Here is a 17,889-nt window from a genome sequence, read left to right as displayed (position 1 = left end):
TGCCACAGCGTGATAGACGGGGAAATTTTGTGCCTGCCAAGGAACCTGAGGAACGCACGGTCTGACAGTCCTCAAATGGTCTGTGCCCGGGCAGCTTGGGGAGCGCACGCATCCTGCGTGCTGTTCGCGGCATCTTGCCGCGAACGTCAGTCAACGCACGACATCGTATCCGCCTGACGTGGAGGTGTTGATGGCGGAGGGGAGAAAGCGGATGCTGTCGGCCTTCCCACCTGATCAACGTCTCCGGAGGTACCCAGGGTTGACTCGCTTAAGGCTCGTCCAACCGCTGGGCTGTGCTAGAAATCCCCTTCGGGGATTAGATTGACCTGCCAGAGCTGGTTCCTTGGCAGCCACCCCAAAACGCGCGCGGTTGGTCGGTTCTCCTCACGTCGACAACTACCGCCGGCTTTGGAGGTGCAATGGCAGAGGGAGCGGCGCTGAAGCTGCTGTTGACGCAGGCAGGCCAAAGCCACTCCGAACAGCCCCCCCAGCTTCCTGCACCCCAGCGATTCTTGCTCCCACATCACCCAGCGCTCCCAAGAGCCGGGACGGCTCTTCTACTTTCATCAAGCCGCACCCACAAACAAGAAACCCCGGTCTTCCAACCGGGGTTTCCTAAACCTGAAAACTGAAAACTGAAAACTTGAAGTTGGAAACTTCCTACAACTTCCGCTCCGCGATCTCTTTCTGAAGGCCGGTCACGAACTCGCCCAGCGCCTTCACGCCGAGGTCACCCTTCTTGGAATGACGCACGGCCACGGCACCGCTGTTGGCCTCCTTCTCGCCGATCACGAGCATGTAGGGAATCTTGTCGATCTGCGCGTTGCGGATCTTGGCACCGATCTTGTCGGAGGACTGGTCCAGCACCACGCGGACACCCTTGGCCTTGAGCTCGTTGAGGACCTCGTTGGCGAAGGCATCGCTCTTCTCACTCACAGTCAGCACGCGCACCTGCTCAGGAGCGAGCCAGACGGGGAAGTGACCGGCGAAGTGCTCGATGAGCACGCCGGTGAAGCGCTCCATGCTGCCGAACGGCGCACGGTGGATCATCACCGGGCGGTGGGCGGCATTGTCCGCACCGATGTAGGTGAGGTCAAAGCGCACAGGGTTGTTATAGTCCACCTGCACGGTGCCGAGCTGCCACTCGCGGCCGATCACATCCTTGACCACGAAGTCGATCTTCGGGCCGTAGAAGGCGGCTTCGCCGGGCTCCTCGGTAAAGGGGACGCCGAGGGTGCTCGCAGCCTTGCGGCAGGAGGCTTCAGCCTTGTCCCAGCTCTCTGAGGTGCCGGTGTACTTGTTGCTGTCCGGATCACGCAGACCCACACGCACACGGTAGTCTGACATGCCCAGGGTGGTGAGCACGGTCTTCACCAGGCTGAGGCAGCCCATGATCTCCTGCTCCACCTGGTCTTCCGTGCAGAAGAGGTGCGCATCATCCTGGGTGAAACCACGAACCCGGGTGAGGCCACCCAGCTCGCCGCTCTGCTCCCAACGATACACGGTGCCGAACTCTGCCAGACGCACCGGCAGATCGCGATAGCTCTTCGGGCTCTGCGCGTAGATGCGGATGTGATGCGGGCAGTTCATGGGTTTCAGGAGGAAACCGTCCATGAGATCTTCGTCCGGCACCACGCGGTCGGCAGTGATGGTGTCCTGACCGGTGCGGGAGTTGATTTCCTCGCGCAGCTTCTTGGACACACCTTCCAGGCGGGCCATGACCTCGGCGCAGGAGCAGCCGCAATCGGCCGCCTTGGCGAGCTCGTCATTCTCCACCACGGGGCTGAACTGGCTCTCCTTGTAGTAGGGGAAATGGCCGCTGGTCTTGTACAGCTCCAGCTTGCCGATGTGCGGGGTGAAGACCTGCTGGTAGCCCTGCTTGCGCAGCTCCTCGCCGATGAAGTTCTGCAACTCCTGGCGGATGATCGCGCCCTTGGGCAGCCACAAGATGAGGCCCTGGCCCACTTTCTCGTCGATGGCAAAGAGCTGGAGCTCGCGGCCCAGCTTGCGGTGGTCGCGCTTCTTCGCTTCTTCCAGCTGCTCCAGATGCTTGGCCAGCTCTTCGCTGGAGGGGAAAGCGGTGCCATAGAGGCGCTGAAGCTGCGGCTTGGTCTCATCGCCCATGTAGTAGGCGCTGGCGATGGACATGAGCTTCACGTTCTTGCACTTGGAAGTGTAGTTCACGTGAGGCCCGGCACACAGATCCAGGAACTCGCCGTTCTGGTAGCAGGAGATTTCCTCCCCTTCCGGAATTTTGGCAATGAGGTCGAGCTTGAACTGGGACGCATTGCCGGGACGCTCACTGAGCCCGCCCAAACGGCCGCTCTCAGCCAAGGCGATGGCTTCCTCACGGGAGAGCACGCGCTTCTCGAACTTCTGGTTCTCCTTCGCGATCTTCTTCATCTCCGCTTCGATCTTCTCGAAGTCGTCCGGAGTGATGCGATGCTTGAGGGCGAAGTCGTAGTAGAACCCGCTCTCCACCGGCGGACCGTAGGCAAACTGCGCGTCGGGCCAGATCCGCAGGATGGCTGTCGCCATGATGTGAGCGCAGGAGTGACGCAGGCGCTCCAGGTCGGACATCTGGGCGCGTTCTTCGAGGGTCTTGCGTTCGGCTGACATAAAATTGAGGAAGTCGGCCAGTTTCGCGCATCACGGGGAATCATCAAGCTGGAGCGCCAGATTTGTGCTCCACCGCTCTGGTGAAGGTGGCCGGCAATCTCACGGGCTCGCGGATTCGTTTGCGTGACCGCGTCTTTTTTGCTTAAGGACCCCATGGATTGGCATTATGAAAAGGATGGCAGCTCGGCAGGTCCCGTGAGCGAAGCTCAATTGCACGCGATGAGAGCCAGCGGAGAGATCTCCAGCACCACCCGGGTCTGGAAATCCGGCTGGACGGACTGGCAGCAAGCGGCCGACGTATGGCCCGATGATCAGATCGCCCGGTCCAATGGCCCCGTAGCCTCGTGCGCGGAGTGCAACCGGTTCTATCCTGCGTCTGAACTGATGCGGATCGACAACGTCGAGGTGTGCCCCGCCTGCAAGCCGACCGTGATCGACAAGCTCCGCCAGGGCGTCACCCTGGGAGCCGGGCCCTGGCAGGACGGGAAGCAGATGGTCGTCATGAAGGACACGCCGCTGCCAGACAAGTGCTTCAAATGCGCGGCCCCGCCGGTCAAGACGGTGAAGAAAACCCTCTCCTGGCACCATCCGTTGGTTTACATCGCCATCCTCCCAGGTCTCCTGGTGTACGTGTTGATCGCCCTCTGCGTGCGCAAGACGACCAAGGTGGGCATTCCCCTCTGTCGGGACTGCAACCGCGCCCGAAACCGCAAGCTGACGCTCGCCTGGACAGGGGCCGTCATCGGCTTTGGGCTCCTGTGCGCGGGCATCGCCGCCGGAGCCACCGATCCCAGCATGACCGGGGTTCTTGCCATCTCCGGGGCGACCTTGCTCCTGGCCTGTCTCCTGTGGGCGGCCCTTGCCTCGACCGTCGCGGCCAAGAAAATCGACAAGACGCACGCCTGGCTCGCCAAGGCAGGTCGCCCGGTGCTCGACAGCCTGCCCCAGTGGCGTGGTCAGGGCTGAAATGCCCCAGGGTGGTTTTATTTGCAGGATTTCAGTCTAATACTTGACGTTCCTCAATCCTGACCGAGAATCCGCCCTCAACTTTTTCGGGGCGTAGCTTAGCCTGGTAGAGCGCGTGGTTTGGGACCACGAGGCCGGAGGTTCGAATCCTCTCGCCCCGACCATTTCTTTTTGATCTTGGGTGCCGTATTCATGGCAGAGTTGAGCCCCCTCCTCAATTCTCTGCCCAGTCCATGTCCGCACTCCACGCTACTGTCCTGACTGCCTTCAAAAACAAGGGCTGGGCCTACCGGGAAGTTTCAGAGATGGAGGTGGTGGAATCCAACTTCGAGGCGTACCACACAAAAGTGCCGGTCCACGTGCAGAGCTATGGCGAAATGCACGTGCTGGGCGTGGTGGCCACAGCCTCCATCAACGTGCCCCATACGCACAAGAGCCGGGCGGCAGAGCTGCTCATGCGCGTGAACCGCGACCTGAATCTGGGCAACTTCGAACTCGACTGGGATCAGGGCACCGTCGTCTTCCGCCAGGGGCAGGTGTTCTCCAAGCACCGCTACGATGAGAGCATCATCATCAATCTGGTGCACAACTCCATCGCCGAGATGGACCGCCTGACGCCGTACCTTGCGGAGCTCTGCAAATCCACAGCGGCCATGCTTCCCCTGCTGGATCTGCAACAGCTCCTCCGTCGGGAGGACCTGCTGCCCGTGGTGCCAGAAGAAGATGAGGATGAAGAGAAGCCTTTGCAGGCTTGATTTTAGGGCTCAAAAAAGGGTAATGGTTGCTCCACCCAACCCGCCATGAGCCAGCCCCGCTACTTCCTCCCAGACCACCCGGCTCTGACGGAAGTCTATAGCAAGGCGGATCTCCGTGCCATGCTCCAGAGCGGGGAGCTCAGCCGCAGCGAGATCGTGGTGGATGATGAGACGGGTCTGGGACATCTGCTGGGTGACTTGCTCGCAGCCCCCTATCCCGATGTGACCGGGACACCGACGCAGACCACCACTGGCTCCCGGCCGCGCCCCCCTCTCAAACAGGAATTCCGCGCGGACACGCCCCTCACCCGATCTCTGCCGCCCCAGAACGTACGGATTCACAAAGACGTGGATGAACGGGACGACGACGATGAAGGGGACGATGGCTTCGATGACGAGCCTCCCGTCGAGGACAGCGAGGATGAAGATGAGGACCTTGATCAGCGCGATCTCTTTTCCTACTCCCGCCCGGTCAGCCGGCAGCCCCAACCTCAGCCTCTGTCTCAGCGCCCGGCCGATCTGGATGACGAGCCGGAGGACATTTTCCTAGAACCCCGTCTGTCTCCCCCTGTCCCGATCCTGCCGATCCCGCCTTCGCTGCAGACGGACGAGTTTGCGGCCCCGGCGGGCCCCACCCTGCCCTCCCGGGGTGGCGAGGAGATTCTCTTCCTGGGTCACCCCAGCTGGTTCGCCTATCCCAAATCTCTGGCGGTTTCCTTTGCCTGCCTGGGCGGTGCGGCCTTCTGCTTCACCCAGCAGTACGGGCTGGAGTGGATCGTCCTCCTCGGCTCCATCGCCGCGCTCATCCTGGTTTTCGTCTCTCTGGACCGCACCACCACGACCTACTTCGTGACCACCCGGCGCGTGGAAATGGAGTTTGGGCTGGTGGGCAGGAATTCGAAGGAGGTGCGCATCGCCGACATTCGCGCCATCGATGTGCGGCAAAAAAGTTACGCAGCCCTCCTTGGCATCGGCAATGTGGACTTCGACTCTTCCGCCAGCCCTGGTGCGGAGGTGCGCTTCAAGGACGTGCGTCGTCCGCATGACATCAAGCAGCTCGTCCGCCAGCTCCAGGGCTAGCGCGTCTCTCCACGAACTCTGCGCCCGCGGATCCCCTCCGGAGACCGCGAAAAGAATGTTTTCGTTATTTTCCAAGATCCGGTCCGCCCTGCCGTCATGCCCCCTGAACATCTCATGAGCCAACGTGACCCTGATCATGCGTTCCTCCTCGCCGCGCTCGAACGTTACGAGCGCCCCGTCATTCGCTATGCGTTTGGCATCGTGGGAGAGATCAACCAGGCTCGCGACATCGCCCAGGATGTCTTCATCAAGCTGAGCCAGTCGCTGGCCACGCTGGATCGCGAGCGCCTGGCCCCGTGGCTCTTCACGGTCTGCCGCAACCGCGCTCTGGACCACCAGCGCAAACATCAACGTCTTGTTCCCATGGACCTCGAAGTTCTCGACCAGGAATCCTCCAACACTCCAATGCCCTCTGCAGAGCTGGAGCAGAAGGAGCTGGCGCAGCAGTTGCGCCAGTGGCTCCACCAGCTTCCCGAGAAGCAACGGGAGGCCGTCCGGCTCAAATTTGAAGCAGATCTCAGCTACAAGGAGATCAGCGAGGCTCTCAAGACCAGCGTCGGAAACGTCGGAACCCTCATCCACCTCGGAGTGGCCAACCTCCGCGAACGCTGGCTCGCCCTGAATGCCTGAGGCGAACCTTCACCACCCTTTTCCAGCCATGAACGAAAAACTCACTGCCTACGCGCTCAATGAACTGCCTCCGGACGAACGGGCAGCTCTGGAGCAGCAGATGACCCTGGACCCCGCCCTGCGTGAGGAAGCCGAAGCCATGAAGGTCTTTTGCAGCCTCCTCAAGGAGCAGGTGGGGGAACACACCGGTCAATCCGCACCCGAGCAAGAGGAACTGACCGGCGATCAACGCAATCAGGTGCTCAAGGCGTTCCTCAACACACCTCGCAAAGTCGTGCGCCCTCCCTTCTGGAAGCGGGCCGAGTTCATTTCCACCGCCATCGCTGCGGGCCTGGCTCTGACACTGCTGGTCCCCAGTGGTGTGCTCATTGAGCGCAAGCAGGACATGCCTGAAGCGGCCGCCCGGTCCAATGCGTCCGAGGAAATCACGGTGACGCGTGCGGAACCGGCGCTCAAAGACTTGGAGTCAGCCGTGAAGCAGAAGAACCGCACGCTCCCCGCGGAGGCGCGCTCATCCAGCGTCGCTGACAAGGTCGAGCTCCAGGATGATCGGTTCATGGGTACTACCGATGCGGAGGGAGCGGGCAGGAAATCGCTCCTGGGCGACGTTCCGGCAGCGCCTTTGGCGCTCCCCACCCCGCCTCCTGCTCCCATCTCCGCGCCTCAGCCCGCAACGGGTGGCAGAGGCGCTGGATCTGGCAGCGGCTTGGGGGCCGTCGAAAGTAAAAAGGAGCAGTCTGAAAAAGGAGGGTGGAAGGCCAATACCGCGCCTGCGCCAGAATCCGCTGGCTCCGTGGCCCCAAGCCCCCCGCCATCTGGCGTTGCGGGCTACATGCTGGATTCCCAGGCCCCGGCACGCACCTTCAAAGCCAAAGAAGCGCAGCTCTCCGAAATGCCCGTGGATCCGATGGAGCGCGCCAAGCAGACAGCCGCCGCCGCCCCAACCTCATCCTCTCCAACCACGCCAGCCACACCAGCCCTCACCACCGCAAGCAAGGCCCCCGCCCCGGCTCCGGCCAAGCCTCTTGCCAAGATGGTCCCCTCCACCCGCACCACCGGCGGCGTTGCGGCGGCGGGTGCCTCACCAGCACCAGCAGCTGCACCAGCCGCTCCCGCAGCACCGTCCAATCCGGACCCTTTGGCAGCAGCGCCAGCCATGCTGGATGCCGTCCCCCAACTGGATATGCCGGCAGATGGAGCTTCCTTGAGAGCCCGTCAGCCAGCCCAACCTGCTGCAGGTGCACAGCCGCAATCAGGGGTGACGATCACAGCAGGATCAAACTTCTACGTGGGGACAGATCTCACGAAGACTGACAAGAGCAAACCCGCCGGGGCCTTTGCAGGCTCGTACTTGGAGGCACCGGATAAGGATGGCACGGAGGCCCTCCGCCGGAGAGAAAGTGCCTCCGCGGGCGAAACCTACACCCCGATCTACGAGAACCCCTTCCAGGCCGTGGCCCAGGAGCCTCTGTCCACCTTCTCCATCGATGTGGACACGGCCTCCTACGCCAACGTCCGCCGCTTCCTCAACAGCGGCCAGCGCCCGCCTGCTGACGCGGTGCGCCTGGAGGAGCTCATCAATTATTTCCCCTATGCCTACGAACCTCCCGCAGACGACAAGCCCTTCGCCGTGCAGGTGGACATGGCGGAGGCCCCCTGGAAACCCGAGCACCGTCTGGCCCGCATCGCCATCAAAGGTCGTGTGAACCAGCAAGAGCGCGCCCCGGCCAACTTTGTCTTCCTGGTGGATGTGTCAGGTTCGATGGACGAACCCGACAAACTCCCCCTGGTGAAGCAGTCCCTGCGCATGCTCACGGAGCGCCTTTCCACGAAGGATCGCGTCGCCATCGTCACTTATGCAGGCTCCACCGCCGTCACCCTGTCTTCCACGGCAGGCACGGAGAAGTCCAGGATCATCGAGGCGATTGACGGCCTGGGAGCGGGAGGCTCCACCAACGGTGCCGGCGGCATCCGCCTGGCCTACGAGCAGGCGCAACAGCACTTCCAGAAAGAAGGGGTGAACCGCGTGATCCTGTGCACCGATGGCGACTTCAACGTCGGCATCAGCAGCCCCGAGGAGCTGCAGAAGCTGATCGAGGAAAAGGCCAAGTCCCGGGTGTTCCTCAGCGTGCTGGGCTTCGGCACCGGCAACCTCAAGGACCGCACCATGGAGACCCTGGCCGACAAGGGTAACGGAAACTACGCCTACATCGACAGCCTCAGCGAGGCCCGCAAGGTGCTGGTGGAGCAGATGAACGCCACCCTCGTGACCATCGCCAAGGACGTGAAGATCCAGGTGGAGTTCAACCCCGCCCAGGTGCAGGCCTACCGCCTCCTCGGCTACGAGAATCGCGTGCTGGCCAAGCAGGACTTCAACAACGACCGCAAGGATGCCGGCGAGATCGGCGAAGGCCACACCGTCACCGCCCTCTATGAGATCGTTCCCTCCAACGTGAAGTTCCCCGACGGACGCCCCCTGGTGGATGACCTCAAATACGCCAACAATCCGGCGGCCCCTGCAGCCATGCCTGCCGAAGCCGCCAAATCCGCCCCCGCCAGCAATGAAACCATGACCGTAAAGCTCCGCTACAAGCAACCGCTTGCCGACACCAGCGTGTTGATGGAGGTGCCCGTGGTGGACAAGGAGAAGAAAATGGCCGACGCCCCCGGTGACTTCAAATTCGCCGCGTCCGTCGCAGGATTTGGGATGATGCTCCGCAATTCCCAACACACCGGCGAACTCACCTGGGAACAAATCCGGCAGCTTGCCCTCGCGGGCAAAGGCTCCGATGACCTGGGCTATCGCGGCGAGTTCCTCCAACTCATCGACAAGGCCCGCGGCATTGTCACCGACCGTCCGCAGTAAGCAAGCGGTCCGCACCCTTTCAAAAGACCCCACCCTAAATAAACAACCCCAGACCGGGGCGTTCTCTCCACGAGGACGCCCCGGTTTTTTTGCGGCTGCGTCTGACGACAGCATTCAGCACACGACCATCACGCCAACAGCGCCAAACCATCTTCAATCTCCAGACCGCTTTCGCACCGGGGTTGGAGTTCCGCCTTTAGGCGGCTCAGTCGCCGGAGGAGAAAACGCCCTCCCCCGATTAACACGCCACACGCCCCTCATCACAACCTCCTAGAACCGTCCCGCGCCCCCCTCCAACACACCGCGTGAAGGCGGAACTCCAACCCTGCCACGAACGCTTCATCAACTGAAAAAACCCACCTCGCGGCTCAAATTCCCCATGCCCACCCAACAGCGCGAACCCCTCTCCAACCTCCAAGCAACCTTCGCACCGGGGTTGGAGTACCGACTTTAGTCGGCTCAGTCGCCTAAGCAAACAACACCCTTCAACAACGGCCACAATAGGCCCAATCAAACGAGCAAGTTCATCATCCCCCCTGATGATGCCAGCGAGGCCCTGCTCGTAGTTCAAACATCAGTTTGCCTCAGCTCACGGGGGTAGCACGTACTGAGCAAAAAGTTTGAACAAAACAACCTCCAACAACTGCTGAATTAGTTGTTTCCTTGCTTTTTAGACATGCAATGCCATGCCGCTCTGGGAAGGAACACCCGAGCGCCCCCTTCTCTCCCCTTGCCGCTTCTGCCCTGTCTGCGGTATTCTCCAGGCCGCCATGAAACCCTTCCTCATCGCCTCGTTCCTGTACGCGCTGGCCCTTGCCGCGGCTGCGGCAGCCCCGCTCTCCCCGGAGGCCAAGGCTGATTTTGAATGGTTCAACTCATTGGGATATCCCGAGCTCAAGGAGGCGAATTGGGTGCAGGTGTGGATTCCGGATGGAACGAACATCGGCAGTGAGCCGAGCAAAGGTAACTATTTTCCCGCATTTGTCATTGGCCGGAAAGATCTCGGGCAGAAATCTGCGCCCCTTCAGATTCGGCAGCATCAGGGACAGGCTCACTCCTATCGACAACAAACTGCTCAACGACTGGTGGCAGGAGGTCCAGGCGAAGGGTGAGGAGAAGACCTTGGTGGATGCCTTGTCTTCTGGAAACTGGCCACCCCGCGAACTGGCACAAGTGCTCGACAGCAAGTACCCTCGCTCTCTGGAGGCTGCACTGGTCGCCGGGCTTCGTAACACTCAATCTCAACCCTACTTCGACGACCTGACCGAAGCTCTGGTCCGCATCAACCGTGATCATCTGGTAGACGACACTCTGCTGGACCTGCTGCGTCAGGTGCCGAACTCTGATTCAAAGCTCCTGGCCATTCAGAAACTCTGGGACCGGCAACATCCGGAGGCCCTGCCGGCAGCACTCGTTGAGTTCGAGAAACTACCTGGTTCCCATGCCGCAGCGCGCTCCTATCCGGAAATGAGCGGCTACGCCAGCTTCCTTGCCAGATGTGGCGACTCCAGTGCGCTCCGTGCGTTGCAGGGGAGATGGGATGCTTTGCCTTCCGGAATACGCGCCGCTGTGATCACACGTCTCCCCGAGATGCTGGCGGCAGAAAATCACGGACCGATCCGATCTGATGGGCCTTCTCTGGTGCATCGGGATGAGGCGAGCAGAGAGACGGCGTTGCAGCTGCTGATCAGCGCCCTGGGGGATGCATCGCCCGTCATCGGCATGGTGGCTTACGGCTGGCCCAAGTCACCGCGGGTCTGTGATGTGGCGCTTTCCTCGCTGCACAAGGTGGAGCCGGAAGTGTTCTCGTTCACGCCCAAGGCAGATATGACGAAACGGGATGAGGAAAGGTCGGAGGGATTGAAGAAGTGGGAGGGAAAGCGGGCGTCCAAGGCGACTCGGAAGGAAGTTGAGAAGTAATGGGACGCGAGCTCTGTGGTGATGACTGTCTGGCACCCCTTCAGGGTGCGATCCTCTCTTTACACTTTCAAGGGACAGGGCTCGTCAAACTCGCCCGGCCCCTGGCTCCTATGAGGCGGGTCAATTGGTTTGTGAGGTGACTTGCGGTTTTCTTCGGCGTTGCTGCTCTTTGAGGGTGAAGGGTTCGTCGTGATTCTTTCTGTCGTCTGATCCTTGATGCAGCCCGGTCTACGACACGCGCTGTTGAGCAGCTTTACTCCTGCTCTCATGCTCCTATCCGCACAGGCCCTCAGGGCCGTGCATCGCGCCCTTGCGGGCTCCAAGGATCAGTCAGGAATCGATCATTCTACTACTGCGGGCTAAGCCTTGCGGCGACCAAGCCAGGGGTCGATCAGATTCTCCGACTGAAAGTGTTTCAGCAGGGCGGCTCTCAGGTGGTGGCTGGCTCCAAGCCCAGGCCTTCCAACGTTGCCGTACCTACATGCAATCTCCAAAGATCGATCATCAGCATCCGGGCGCATGCCACGATGGCCTTGCGCTTCCTGGCTCCTCGGACCGTAGCCTCAGGCCCCAGTTCCTCGGGATATTTCCTCACCCCCCTCCAGTTCGGATTGAGCCTGCAGATCCTCCACGCCGCTTCCACCAGCGTCGTGCGGATCCGCGAGCTGCCCATCCGGTCAATCTCCCCCATCTTTTGACTTTCTCCGCTGCTGTACTCACTGGGGCAGCAGCCGATGAAGGAGCCGGGCTGACCCCGGTTCTTGAACCGGTTCCAGTCACCCACTTCCGAAGTGATAATGGCATAGCTGAGTTCACCCAGTCCTTTGGGGCGAACTTTGCCTGTCGGGGCGGCCTCTGACGCCGCGGGAGATTGGGCCGCATTCAAGGGCAAGCCAGATTCGGACTTCCTGGTGGCAGCCTTCGGCGGCTTGACTTCGCTGACGGCCTTCTTTTCAAGCTCGTTGCCATACCCGTTCAATTGCAGGCACATTTTCTGCATGGGCTCAATCATGCCCACCAGCCACCTGCAGCCAGCGGCGAGCAAATCGGCTCTGAGCTGCTCCCAGTTCTTGGGCGTCCACCAGCTCTTGAGTTGCTTCAACCAGCCATGGTCCCACAACAGGCTGCGCCCCTGAGCCGCAATCTGACAACGCATCTTGATCACCTGAGACCGGCGACGGTGATACCCTCGTTGCTGCTGCTTCTCCACCGAGGGGACCCTGACCGGGCGCAGACAGGCCCGGTTGCCCCGGCTCACATAGTCCCAGAGAGGGAGGCCAGCATGCGGGCATCGCGTTTGTCGGTCTTGCGTTTGCCACTGAGCTCCTGGGGAGCAACCACCATGCTGCCGGCTCCGGCCCCTTCCAACTCACGGTGGAACTCCCAGCCGAAGCCACAAGCCTCCTGCACGCAATGGACTTCACAGCCTTGCTTGATGAGCCAGCCAACCAGTTCAACCCAGAGGCTGCGAGGATGCTTGCCCAGATTGAGCGGTTGGCCTCCAGCGACGATCAGGGCTCCGGCGGGAGTGTTTAGCTCCAGGTCCAGGCCCAGGGTGACACGGCGTTCCTGGCCGGCAAGATTGAGGGCCTTGCAGATCGCAGCGTGACAAGGGACGGGGGTGTGCAAAGTATAGGTAGTCATGATGGTGTGGGTCAGTGCCTTTCGCGTGGCACCAGGCATGTTGCCTGTTGTTTGCTGATCCCGCCATCATGGCGTCTACCTTCTGGGATGCCTTCGGCGTGGAGTCCGATTGGCGGGCGGAAGGAGCGTAAGTTGGATCTGGGTATTTTGCACCTGCTCGGTGGGGAGACTGAGCGAGACTGGGAGCCCTCGCCTCCTTTATGACCTCAAGGTGGTCAGGGAGGCATTGGGGAAGCTCACCGGCAAGACGCCGGTGTCACCTCTGCCCAGCATGAGCTGCTTGGGTGTTTGGTTGATGCGGCAGGATGGTCAAAGCATTCGTCCCGGAGGGACGGCGGATATTAGCGGGTGGTGCCAACCACCGGATTGCATCCCCGCATAGGTGTCGCGTCCCGGAGGGACGCTGGAGAGGAGCGCGGAATGATTGTGTGGAAGCAGTCGGTCAGCGGGAATTCCGGCGTCCCCTGCGGGACGCAAATTCACTTCATACACCCTACCCGGTGGTTGGCACCACCGGCTAATGTCCATCGTCCCTCCGGGACACAGACACAGCCGAGATGCGCATGAGATAGAATCCGAAAAGTCAGTGGTGCTACGATCATTGAGCGAGGCTGCGCTCCCGCCTCCTTTAGGAACATCCGGGATCTCAAACCTTCGTGCCTTTGTGCCTTCGTGTGAGAACAAACGTCTTTCGCGTTAGCGACCGGTGCCGATTGCCAATCGGCGGCAAAGCAGATTAACAATCTGCGCTACGAAGAAAAAGAACCGCTGACCAACACCTCGAACCCTCAGGCTTTCACCATGAGAGTTCGTGAGCGCCAGTCAGCGGTTCCTCGTATTTCCTATTTACTCACCTCACTGCACCTTCCGGGGCGGGTTCGTATCCTGACGGGGTCATGGAGTACGAAGCGCGGCCTTTGGAAAGGCTGCGGATGGCACCGGCGTAGCCGAACATCTCTGCCAAGGGAACTTCGGCAGTAACGACGGCCAGAGCCTGGGCATCGGTGCCACCTTCCATGCCCGTGATGCGGGCGCGGCGGCGGTTCAAATCACCCAGGATGTCGCCCTGGTGGGCTTCCGGCACGGTGACCTGGACCCGCATGACGGGTTCGAGGAGTACCGGGCTGGCTTCCCGCAGGGCTGCACGGAAGGCTTCCGCCGCGGCAAGCCGGAAGGCCTGCTCGTTGGAGTCTTTCACATGCGCAGCGCCGTCCAGGATCCGCACCTGCACGTCCACCACAGGGCTGCCGTTGAGGACGCCATTGCGGGCGGCCTCGGCGATTCCCCGATGGACAGCCGTGAGGAACTTGGTCGGGATGGTGCCGCCCGAGACGGCGTCTTCCACCGACAACCCAACGCCGCGCTCCACGGGCTGGACAGCCAGTTTGACGCGGGCATACATGCCGGAGCCACCATTTTGCTTTTTGAGCTCATGGTCGGCCACGGCCGTCTGCCGGATTGTCTCGCGACACGCAATCTCGGGAGCGCCGGCGCGGGTTTCCACGCCGTGCTCACGGGACAGTTTCTCCCGGATGATCTCAAGGTGCAGCTCACCCATGCCGGCAATGAGACATTGGCCGGTTTCTTCATGAGTGCGAACCTGGAAGGTAGGATCTTCATCGCTAAGTCGGGCCAGCGCCGTCGCCAGCCGGGTTTGATCGTTGGAATGAGCGGCCTCGATGGCCATGCTGACCACCGGTTCAGGAAACTGCGGGGGCTCGAGAAGGATCTCGCGACCGGCACCGGGCAGACACAGGGTGTCCCCTGTGCCCACGCTCTGCAGGCCCACCACCGCACAGATGTCGCCCGCACCCACGGCATCCAGTTCGTCACGACGGTCAGCGAACAAACGCAGCAACCGGCCGAGACGCTCTGTTTTGCGGGTACGAGGATTGTAGAGCTCCATGCCCTTGTGCAGGCTGCCGTTGTAAACGCGAACGTAAACGAGGCGACCTGCCTGGGGATGACGCACGACCTTGAACGCCAACGCCGCCACCGGCACCTCTGCAGGCACCGGACGCAACACGGCCATGTCCGCCGGAGAGGGCAGATAGTCCACCACGGCGTTCAGCAAGGAAGTGACCCCCACATGACGGTAGGCACTGCCGCCCAGAACGGGCAGGAAGCGCCCGGCCAGGGTCTGACGACGCACGGCCTGCTGCAGGACGAGAGCGGGTACCGCATGGCCTTCCAGCCACAGGGCAGCCACCTCATCATCCAGGCTCGCAAGGGCCTCGACGAGATTCGCCCGGGCGATCTGAACGAGCGCCTGCTGAGCTTCCGTGAGCGCTTCCACCGTTTGAGTGGGAGGCGATCCCGGTTGCGTCACGAGGGCACGTTCATGGATCACGTCGAGCTGGCCTCGAAGTGCGGACTCGCTGCCGTCGGGCAGCACGATGGGCCAGGCGTTGGCACCGAGCTTCTCACGAAGCTCCTGCACCACGCGCTCGAAGCTGGCTCCGGCACGGTCCATCTTGTTGATGAACGCGAGACGGGGCACGCCGTAGCGGTCGGCCTGTCGCCACACGGTTTCACTCTGGGGCTGCACGCCACCCACGCTGCAGAAGACGGCGATCATGCCGTCCAGCACACGCAGGGAGCGCTCCACCTCCGCGGTGAAGTCCACATGGCCCGGGGTGTCGATGACGTTGAGACGAAGACGCTCACCCGCATGAAGCGGGTTCACGCCCCCCTCTGCCTGCGGCGTCCAGTGAACGGGCACCGCCGCAGAGGAAATGGTGATTCCCTTGTCGCGTTCGATGTCGGAGAAGTCGGTCGTCGTGTTGCCATCATGCACCTCGCCAGCCGAGTGAATCGCTCCGGAGTGAAGGAGGATGCGCTCGGTCAGCGTGGTCTTGCCGGCATCGATGTGGGCGGCAATGCCGATGTTGCGCAGGTTTTCCATCGCCTGAGTTGCGTTCGGGCTCGTGTTTTGGGCACTGAGTTGATCTTTGAATCGGGCACTCATAACTGAAGAGAGTTCACTGACAGTTGGCGCTGCTCCCCCGGCAGGATCCTACAGGATCCCGAAAGCACGGTTTAGGTGGGGAAATAAAAAGGCCCTGACGCGTCTTGCGGCAGGGCTCCCGGGGGTAAGCAACCTAATCTGACAGTGTCCGAATTCTCTCTCAGGAGAATGACCACGTCATCCCGAGCCCTTGCCGAAGCAGGGCTGACTGAATTATTTTCAGGACACGGGGTTTCATACGTGGATGGGAATGGATAACATGAATGGATAAGTTGTCAAGCAGCGGGGAGAAACCACTTATGAACACTGATGGAACGCTAATAGAAGGAATCCAGGGTTGGGTGGGGTGCGTAAGGGGGGATCAAGACGCCAGACCTGAGGTCAGGGATGGGGTGAATGGGCCGTGAAAAGTCGGCTCTTCGTAATCGAGCGTGGGATTTTTCGTTGAGCTGAGTAGATTGCACCTCATGCAGGACACAGAGTTTTATGAGCGGTTGCTGGGCTTGAGCCAGCCTTGGAAGGTGACGGATGTCGCCATGGACGTGGCGGCTGGTGAAGTCCGCGTAAAAGTAGCCTGCGATGGAATCAGGAGGTGTGGGGAGCTTGGCTTTGCTCTCGGTGGCACGTACCCAAGCGGGTGGGGATGGACGTCATGGGACGTGTGGAGCGTGATTCCGCTTAAAAGCGGTACTCCAACCCTGCTGCGAAGCTGAGATGAGGAACTTGATTGGGCCAGTCGGGGAGAAGAGGTAGCGCAGATTGGCAATCGGCATCAGTTGCCAAGATACCGGGCAGTGGGTTTCAATGAAGAGATGCCCAAGGCTGCAAGTCTTTGCTTGTAGTTCAAACTCTTGCTCAGTTCGCGTCACGGCAGATCAACTGAGCAAAAGTTTGAACTACAAGCAGCTGCTACGGAGGGCGCGAAGGGTGGGGAGAGCGCGGATGGGATTGGAGCGGATCTTCAACTCCTGCGACTGATTCCGTCCCGCATGCGGGACGGAATCAGTCGCAGGAACCCAGCGCAAACACATTTCCTAGATCCTCAACCAACACCAGACAAGCCGGCTAAGTCCACCACTTACCTCTAACCACTTACCCCTTACCGAACCGCTCCCCTTATCTCAAATGCCGCAAACTCACCGTCACCGGTGCCAGCCAGAGCAGATCCTCCTTCTGCACGGTGAGCGGAGGATACGCCGCATGGGTGCTGGTGAGCACGAGGCTTTCGCCATCCTGGATGAAGTGGACGAGGCGGAGCATGGTGCCGCCGCCGCGCTCGTCTTTAAGCCGGGCGAGGACGAGATCCCCGTTGCGACTGGCGAGGCCGGGGCAGACGATGGCAATGCTGCCCTCGGGATAATGCGGGGCCATGGCCTCGCCGGTGATGCGAACGGCGAAGGCCTGCTCGTCCTCCACCACAAAGGCGAGGTGCTGACGCCCGCGATGGGCGGCTTCTTCTGGGGAAGGCAGATCGGCGGCCTCATGCATGGCGAGCAGCGGCACGGAGCGGGCCGCAAAGACGGGCGCCTCCAGGTGGACGCCGTTGGCGCGGGATGGCGGGGCCGAGGGCGGAGCGGCATGGGCACCGCTGGATTTTTGACGCGCGGCAACTTGCGCGCGGGAGAGGTTTTCCAGGGCAGCGCCGGCGAGGGCGAAGCCGTGGGAGACGGGCTCCACGTCGCGGGGTTTGCCATTGAGCTCGGAGTTCTGGCTGGCCTCTTGCTCGAGCCGCTCCACCAACAGCATCACGGGCTTGGAGGGGGGCATGCCGCCTTCGATCTTGGTGATGTACTGTCGCGTAACCCCCAACCACTGGGCAAGCTGCGGACGGCTGATGCCCAGACACGCCCGCAGGGCCTGGAAGCGCCCGGCCGCGTTGGCGGCATTCATTTTATCGGAGCGGAGGTGCGGCATGATGGTGGCTGGAAGAGCTTGGATGGGACGAGGGCCGCGGGGGGAGGCAGGGCCGTGAGCAGATGACGTTGCGGACGCGGGCACGGTTACTGGGACCGGTACCGATGCTGAAAGTGGCCCCGGCGTGCCCACGTTGAGCCCGGCGATGGACCGGGGAGGCGTCAAAACAGGGGCAGCCGTCCGGCTGATCGTCCCTGTCACAAGCGGGCGATACGGCGGCAGGGAGCTGACATCGTGCAGCCCGGAGAGCCCCAGAAGCAGAAAGCGGTGCCGCACGCGGGTGAGCTCTGTGTGGCCCAGATTGAGCTCGCGGCAGATCTCGGCGCGATCCCGCCCGGATTCCATCATGAGGATGGCCTTGGCCCGTTTGGAGAGGGTCTCCTCTGTCTCGGTCAGGACGGTGCTACCGCTCTGCGGCACGGGGTCCAGCTTCTCCGCCAGAGCGGCCATGGTCTGGCGTTGGTGGGGGGTCAGCCGGAGGGAGCGGGGCGCAGAAGTCATGACGAAAGCATCAGGGCATGAGTCTC

The 17,889-nt window shown here is 61.6% G+C and carries 10 protein-coding genes, 1 tRNA gene and 1 pseudogene; 8 read left to right on the top strand and 4 right to left on the bottom strand.

The features are described from left to right. Window positions 1-660: 660 nt before the first annotated feature. A complete protein-coding gene (gene thrS, locus BV034_RS06550) occupies window positions 661-2,619 on the bottom strand; it encodes a threonine--tRNA ligase (RefSeq protein WP_081887611.1) in 1,959 nt (652 codons plus the stop codon). A gap of 153 nt (window positions 2,620-2,772) precedes the next feature. Here thrS and BV034_RS06545 point away from each other — a divergent pair, with 153 nt between their 5' ends. The 8 genes from BV034_RS06545 to BV034_RS06510 all read left to right on the top strand — a co-directional run bounded on the left by BV034_RS06545 (window position 2,773) and on the right by BV034_RS06510 (window position 10,836). Further along, entirely contained in the window at window positions 2,773-3,585 is an 813-nt protein-coding gene (locus BV034_RS06545) for a DUF4339 domain-containing protein (RefSeq protein ID WP_050025331.1), read from the top strand. 87 nt (window positions 3,586-3,672) lie between these two features. After that, window positions 3,673-3,749: transfer RNA gene (locus BV034_RS06540), tRNA-Pro, on the top strand. A 69-nt stretch (window positions 3,750-3,818) separates the two neighbouring features. Beyond that, window positions 3,819-4,340, top strand: coding sequence for a YbjN domain-containing protein (locus BV034_RS06535; RefSeq protein ID WP_050025329.1), 522 nt, complete (start codon window positions 3,819-3,821; stop codon window positions 4,338-4,340). Window positions 4,341-4,385: 45 nt separating this feature from the next. Beyond that, complete coding sequence (locus BV034_RS06530; RefSeq protein WP_050025327.1) at window positions 4,386-5,420, top strand: PH domain-containing protein; 1,035 nt, start codon at window positions 4,386-4,388, stop codon at window positions 5,418-5,420. Window positions 5,421-5,534: 114 nt separating this feature from the next. Then, window positions 5,535-6,050, top strand: coding sequence for a sigma-70 family RNA polymerase sigma factor (locus BV034_RS06525; RefSeq protein ID WP_265592710.1), 516 nt, complete (start codon window positions 5,535-5,537; stop codon window positions 6,048-6,050). A 28-nt stretch (window positions 6,051-6,078) separates the two neighbouring features. Beyond that, on the top strand, window positions 6,079-8,916 hold the full coding sequence (locus BV034_RS35795) for a von Willebrand factor type A domain-containing protein (RefSeq protein WP_050025324.1): 2,838 nt from the start codon (window positions 6,079-6,081) through the stop codon (window positions 8,914-8,916). Window positions 8,917-9,686: 770 nt separating this feature from the next. Then, window positions 9,687-10,028 (top strand): hypothetical protein, encoded by a 342-nt coding sequence (locus BV034_RS35790; RefSeq protein WP_265592709.1) that lies wholly within the window; start codon window positions 9,687-9,689, stop codon window positions 10,026-10,028. Window positions 10,029-10,050: 22 nt separating this feature from the next. Then, window positions 10,051-10,836 carry a hypothetical protein gene (locus tag BV034_RS06510; RefSeq protein WP_265592708.1) on the top strand — a complete coding sequence of 262 codons (786 nt, stop codon included), beginning with the start codon at window positions 10,051-10,053 and terminating at the stop codon, window positions 10,834-10,836. Window positions 10,837-11,266: 430 nt separating this feature from the next. On the opposite strand, the pseudogene BV034_RS06505 reads toward BV034_RS06510, so the two are convergent. From BV034_RS06505 to BV034_RS06485, 3 genes and pseudogenes are all read right to left on the bottom strand, one after another. After that, window positions 11,267-12,480, bottom strand: a pseudogene (locus BV034_RS06505) (IS110 family transposase). A gap of 850 nt (window positions 12,481-13,330) precedes the next feature. Beyond that, window positions 13,331-15,448, bottom strand: a complete 2,118-nt coding sequence (fusA, locus tag BV034_RS06495) for an elongation factor G (protein ID WP_050025316.1) — start codon at window positions 15,446-15,448, stop codon at window positions 13,331-13,333. Between the two features lie 1,116 nt (window positions 15,449-16,564). Then, window positions 16,565-17,863, bottom strand: coding sequence for a S24 family peptidase (locus BV034_RS06485; protein ID WP_050025313.1), 1,299 nt, complete (start codon window positions 17,861-17,863; stop codon window positions 16,565-16,567). Window positions 17,864-17,889: the final 26 nt, after the last annotated feature.

The sequence above is a fragment of the Verrucomicrobium sp. BvORR034 genome, assembly GCF_000739635.1.
Classification (GTDB): Bacteria; Verrucomicrobiota; Verrucomicrobiia; order Verrucomicrobiales; family Verrucomicrobiaceae; genus Verrucomicrobium.
Note: the sequence above shows the minus strand (reverse complement) of the source record. Positions and strands in the feature narration are given on the sequence as shown.

Coding starts and splice junctions, on each gene's coding strand:
- thrS (WP_081887611.1), bottom strand. CDS start 2,619: ATGTCAGCCGAACGCAAGACCCTCGAAGAACGCGCCCAGATGTCCGAC.
- BV034_RS06545 (WP_050025331.1), top strand. CDS start 2,773: ATGGATTGGCATTATGAAAAGGATGGCAGCTCGGCAGGTCCCGTGAGC.
- BV034_RS06535 (WP_050025329.1), top strand. CDS start 3,819: ATGTCCGCACTCCACGCTACTGTCCTGACTGCCTTCAAAAACAAGGGC.
- BV034_RS06530 (WP_050025327.1), top strand. CDS start 4,386: ATGAGCCAGCCCCGCTACTTCCTCCCAGACCACCCGGCTCTGACGGAA.
- BV034_RS06525 (WP_265592710.1), top strand. CDS start 5,535: ATGAGCCAACGTGACCCTGATCATGCGTTCCTCCTCGCCGCGCTCGAA.
- BV034_RS35795 (WP_050025324.1), top strand. CDS start 6,079: ATGAACGAAAAACTCACTGCCTACGCGCTCAATGAACTGCCTCCGGAC.
- BV034_RS35790 (WP_265592709.1), top strand. CDS start 9,687: ATGAAACCCTTCCTCATCGCCTCGTTCCTGTACGCGCTGGCCCTTGCC.
- fusA (WP_050025316.1), bottom strand. CDS start 15,448: ATGAGTGCCCGATTCAAAGATCAACTCAGTGCCCAAAACACGAGCCCG.
- BV034_RS06485 (WP_050025313.1), bottom strand. CDS start 17,863: ATGACTTCTGCGCCCCGCTCCCTCCGGCTGACCCCCCACCAACGCCAG.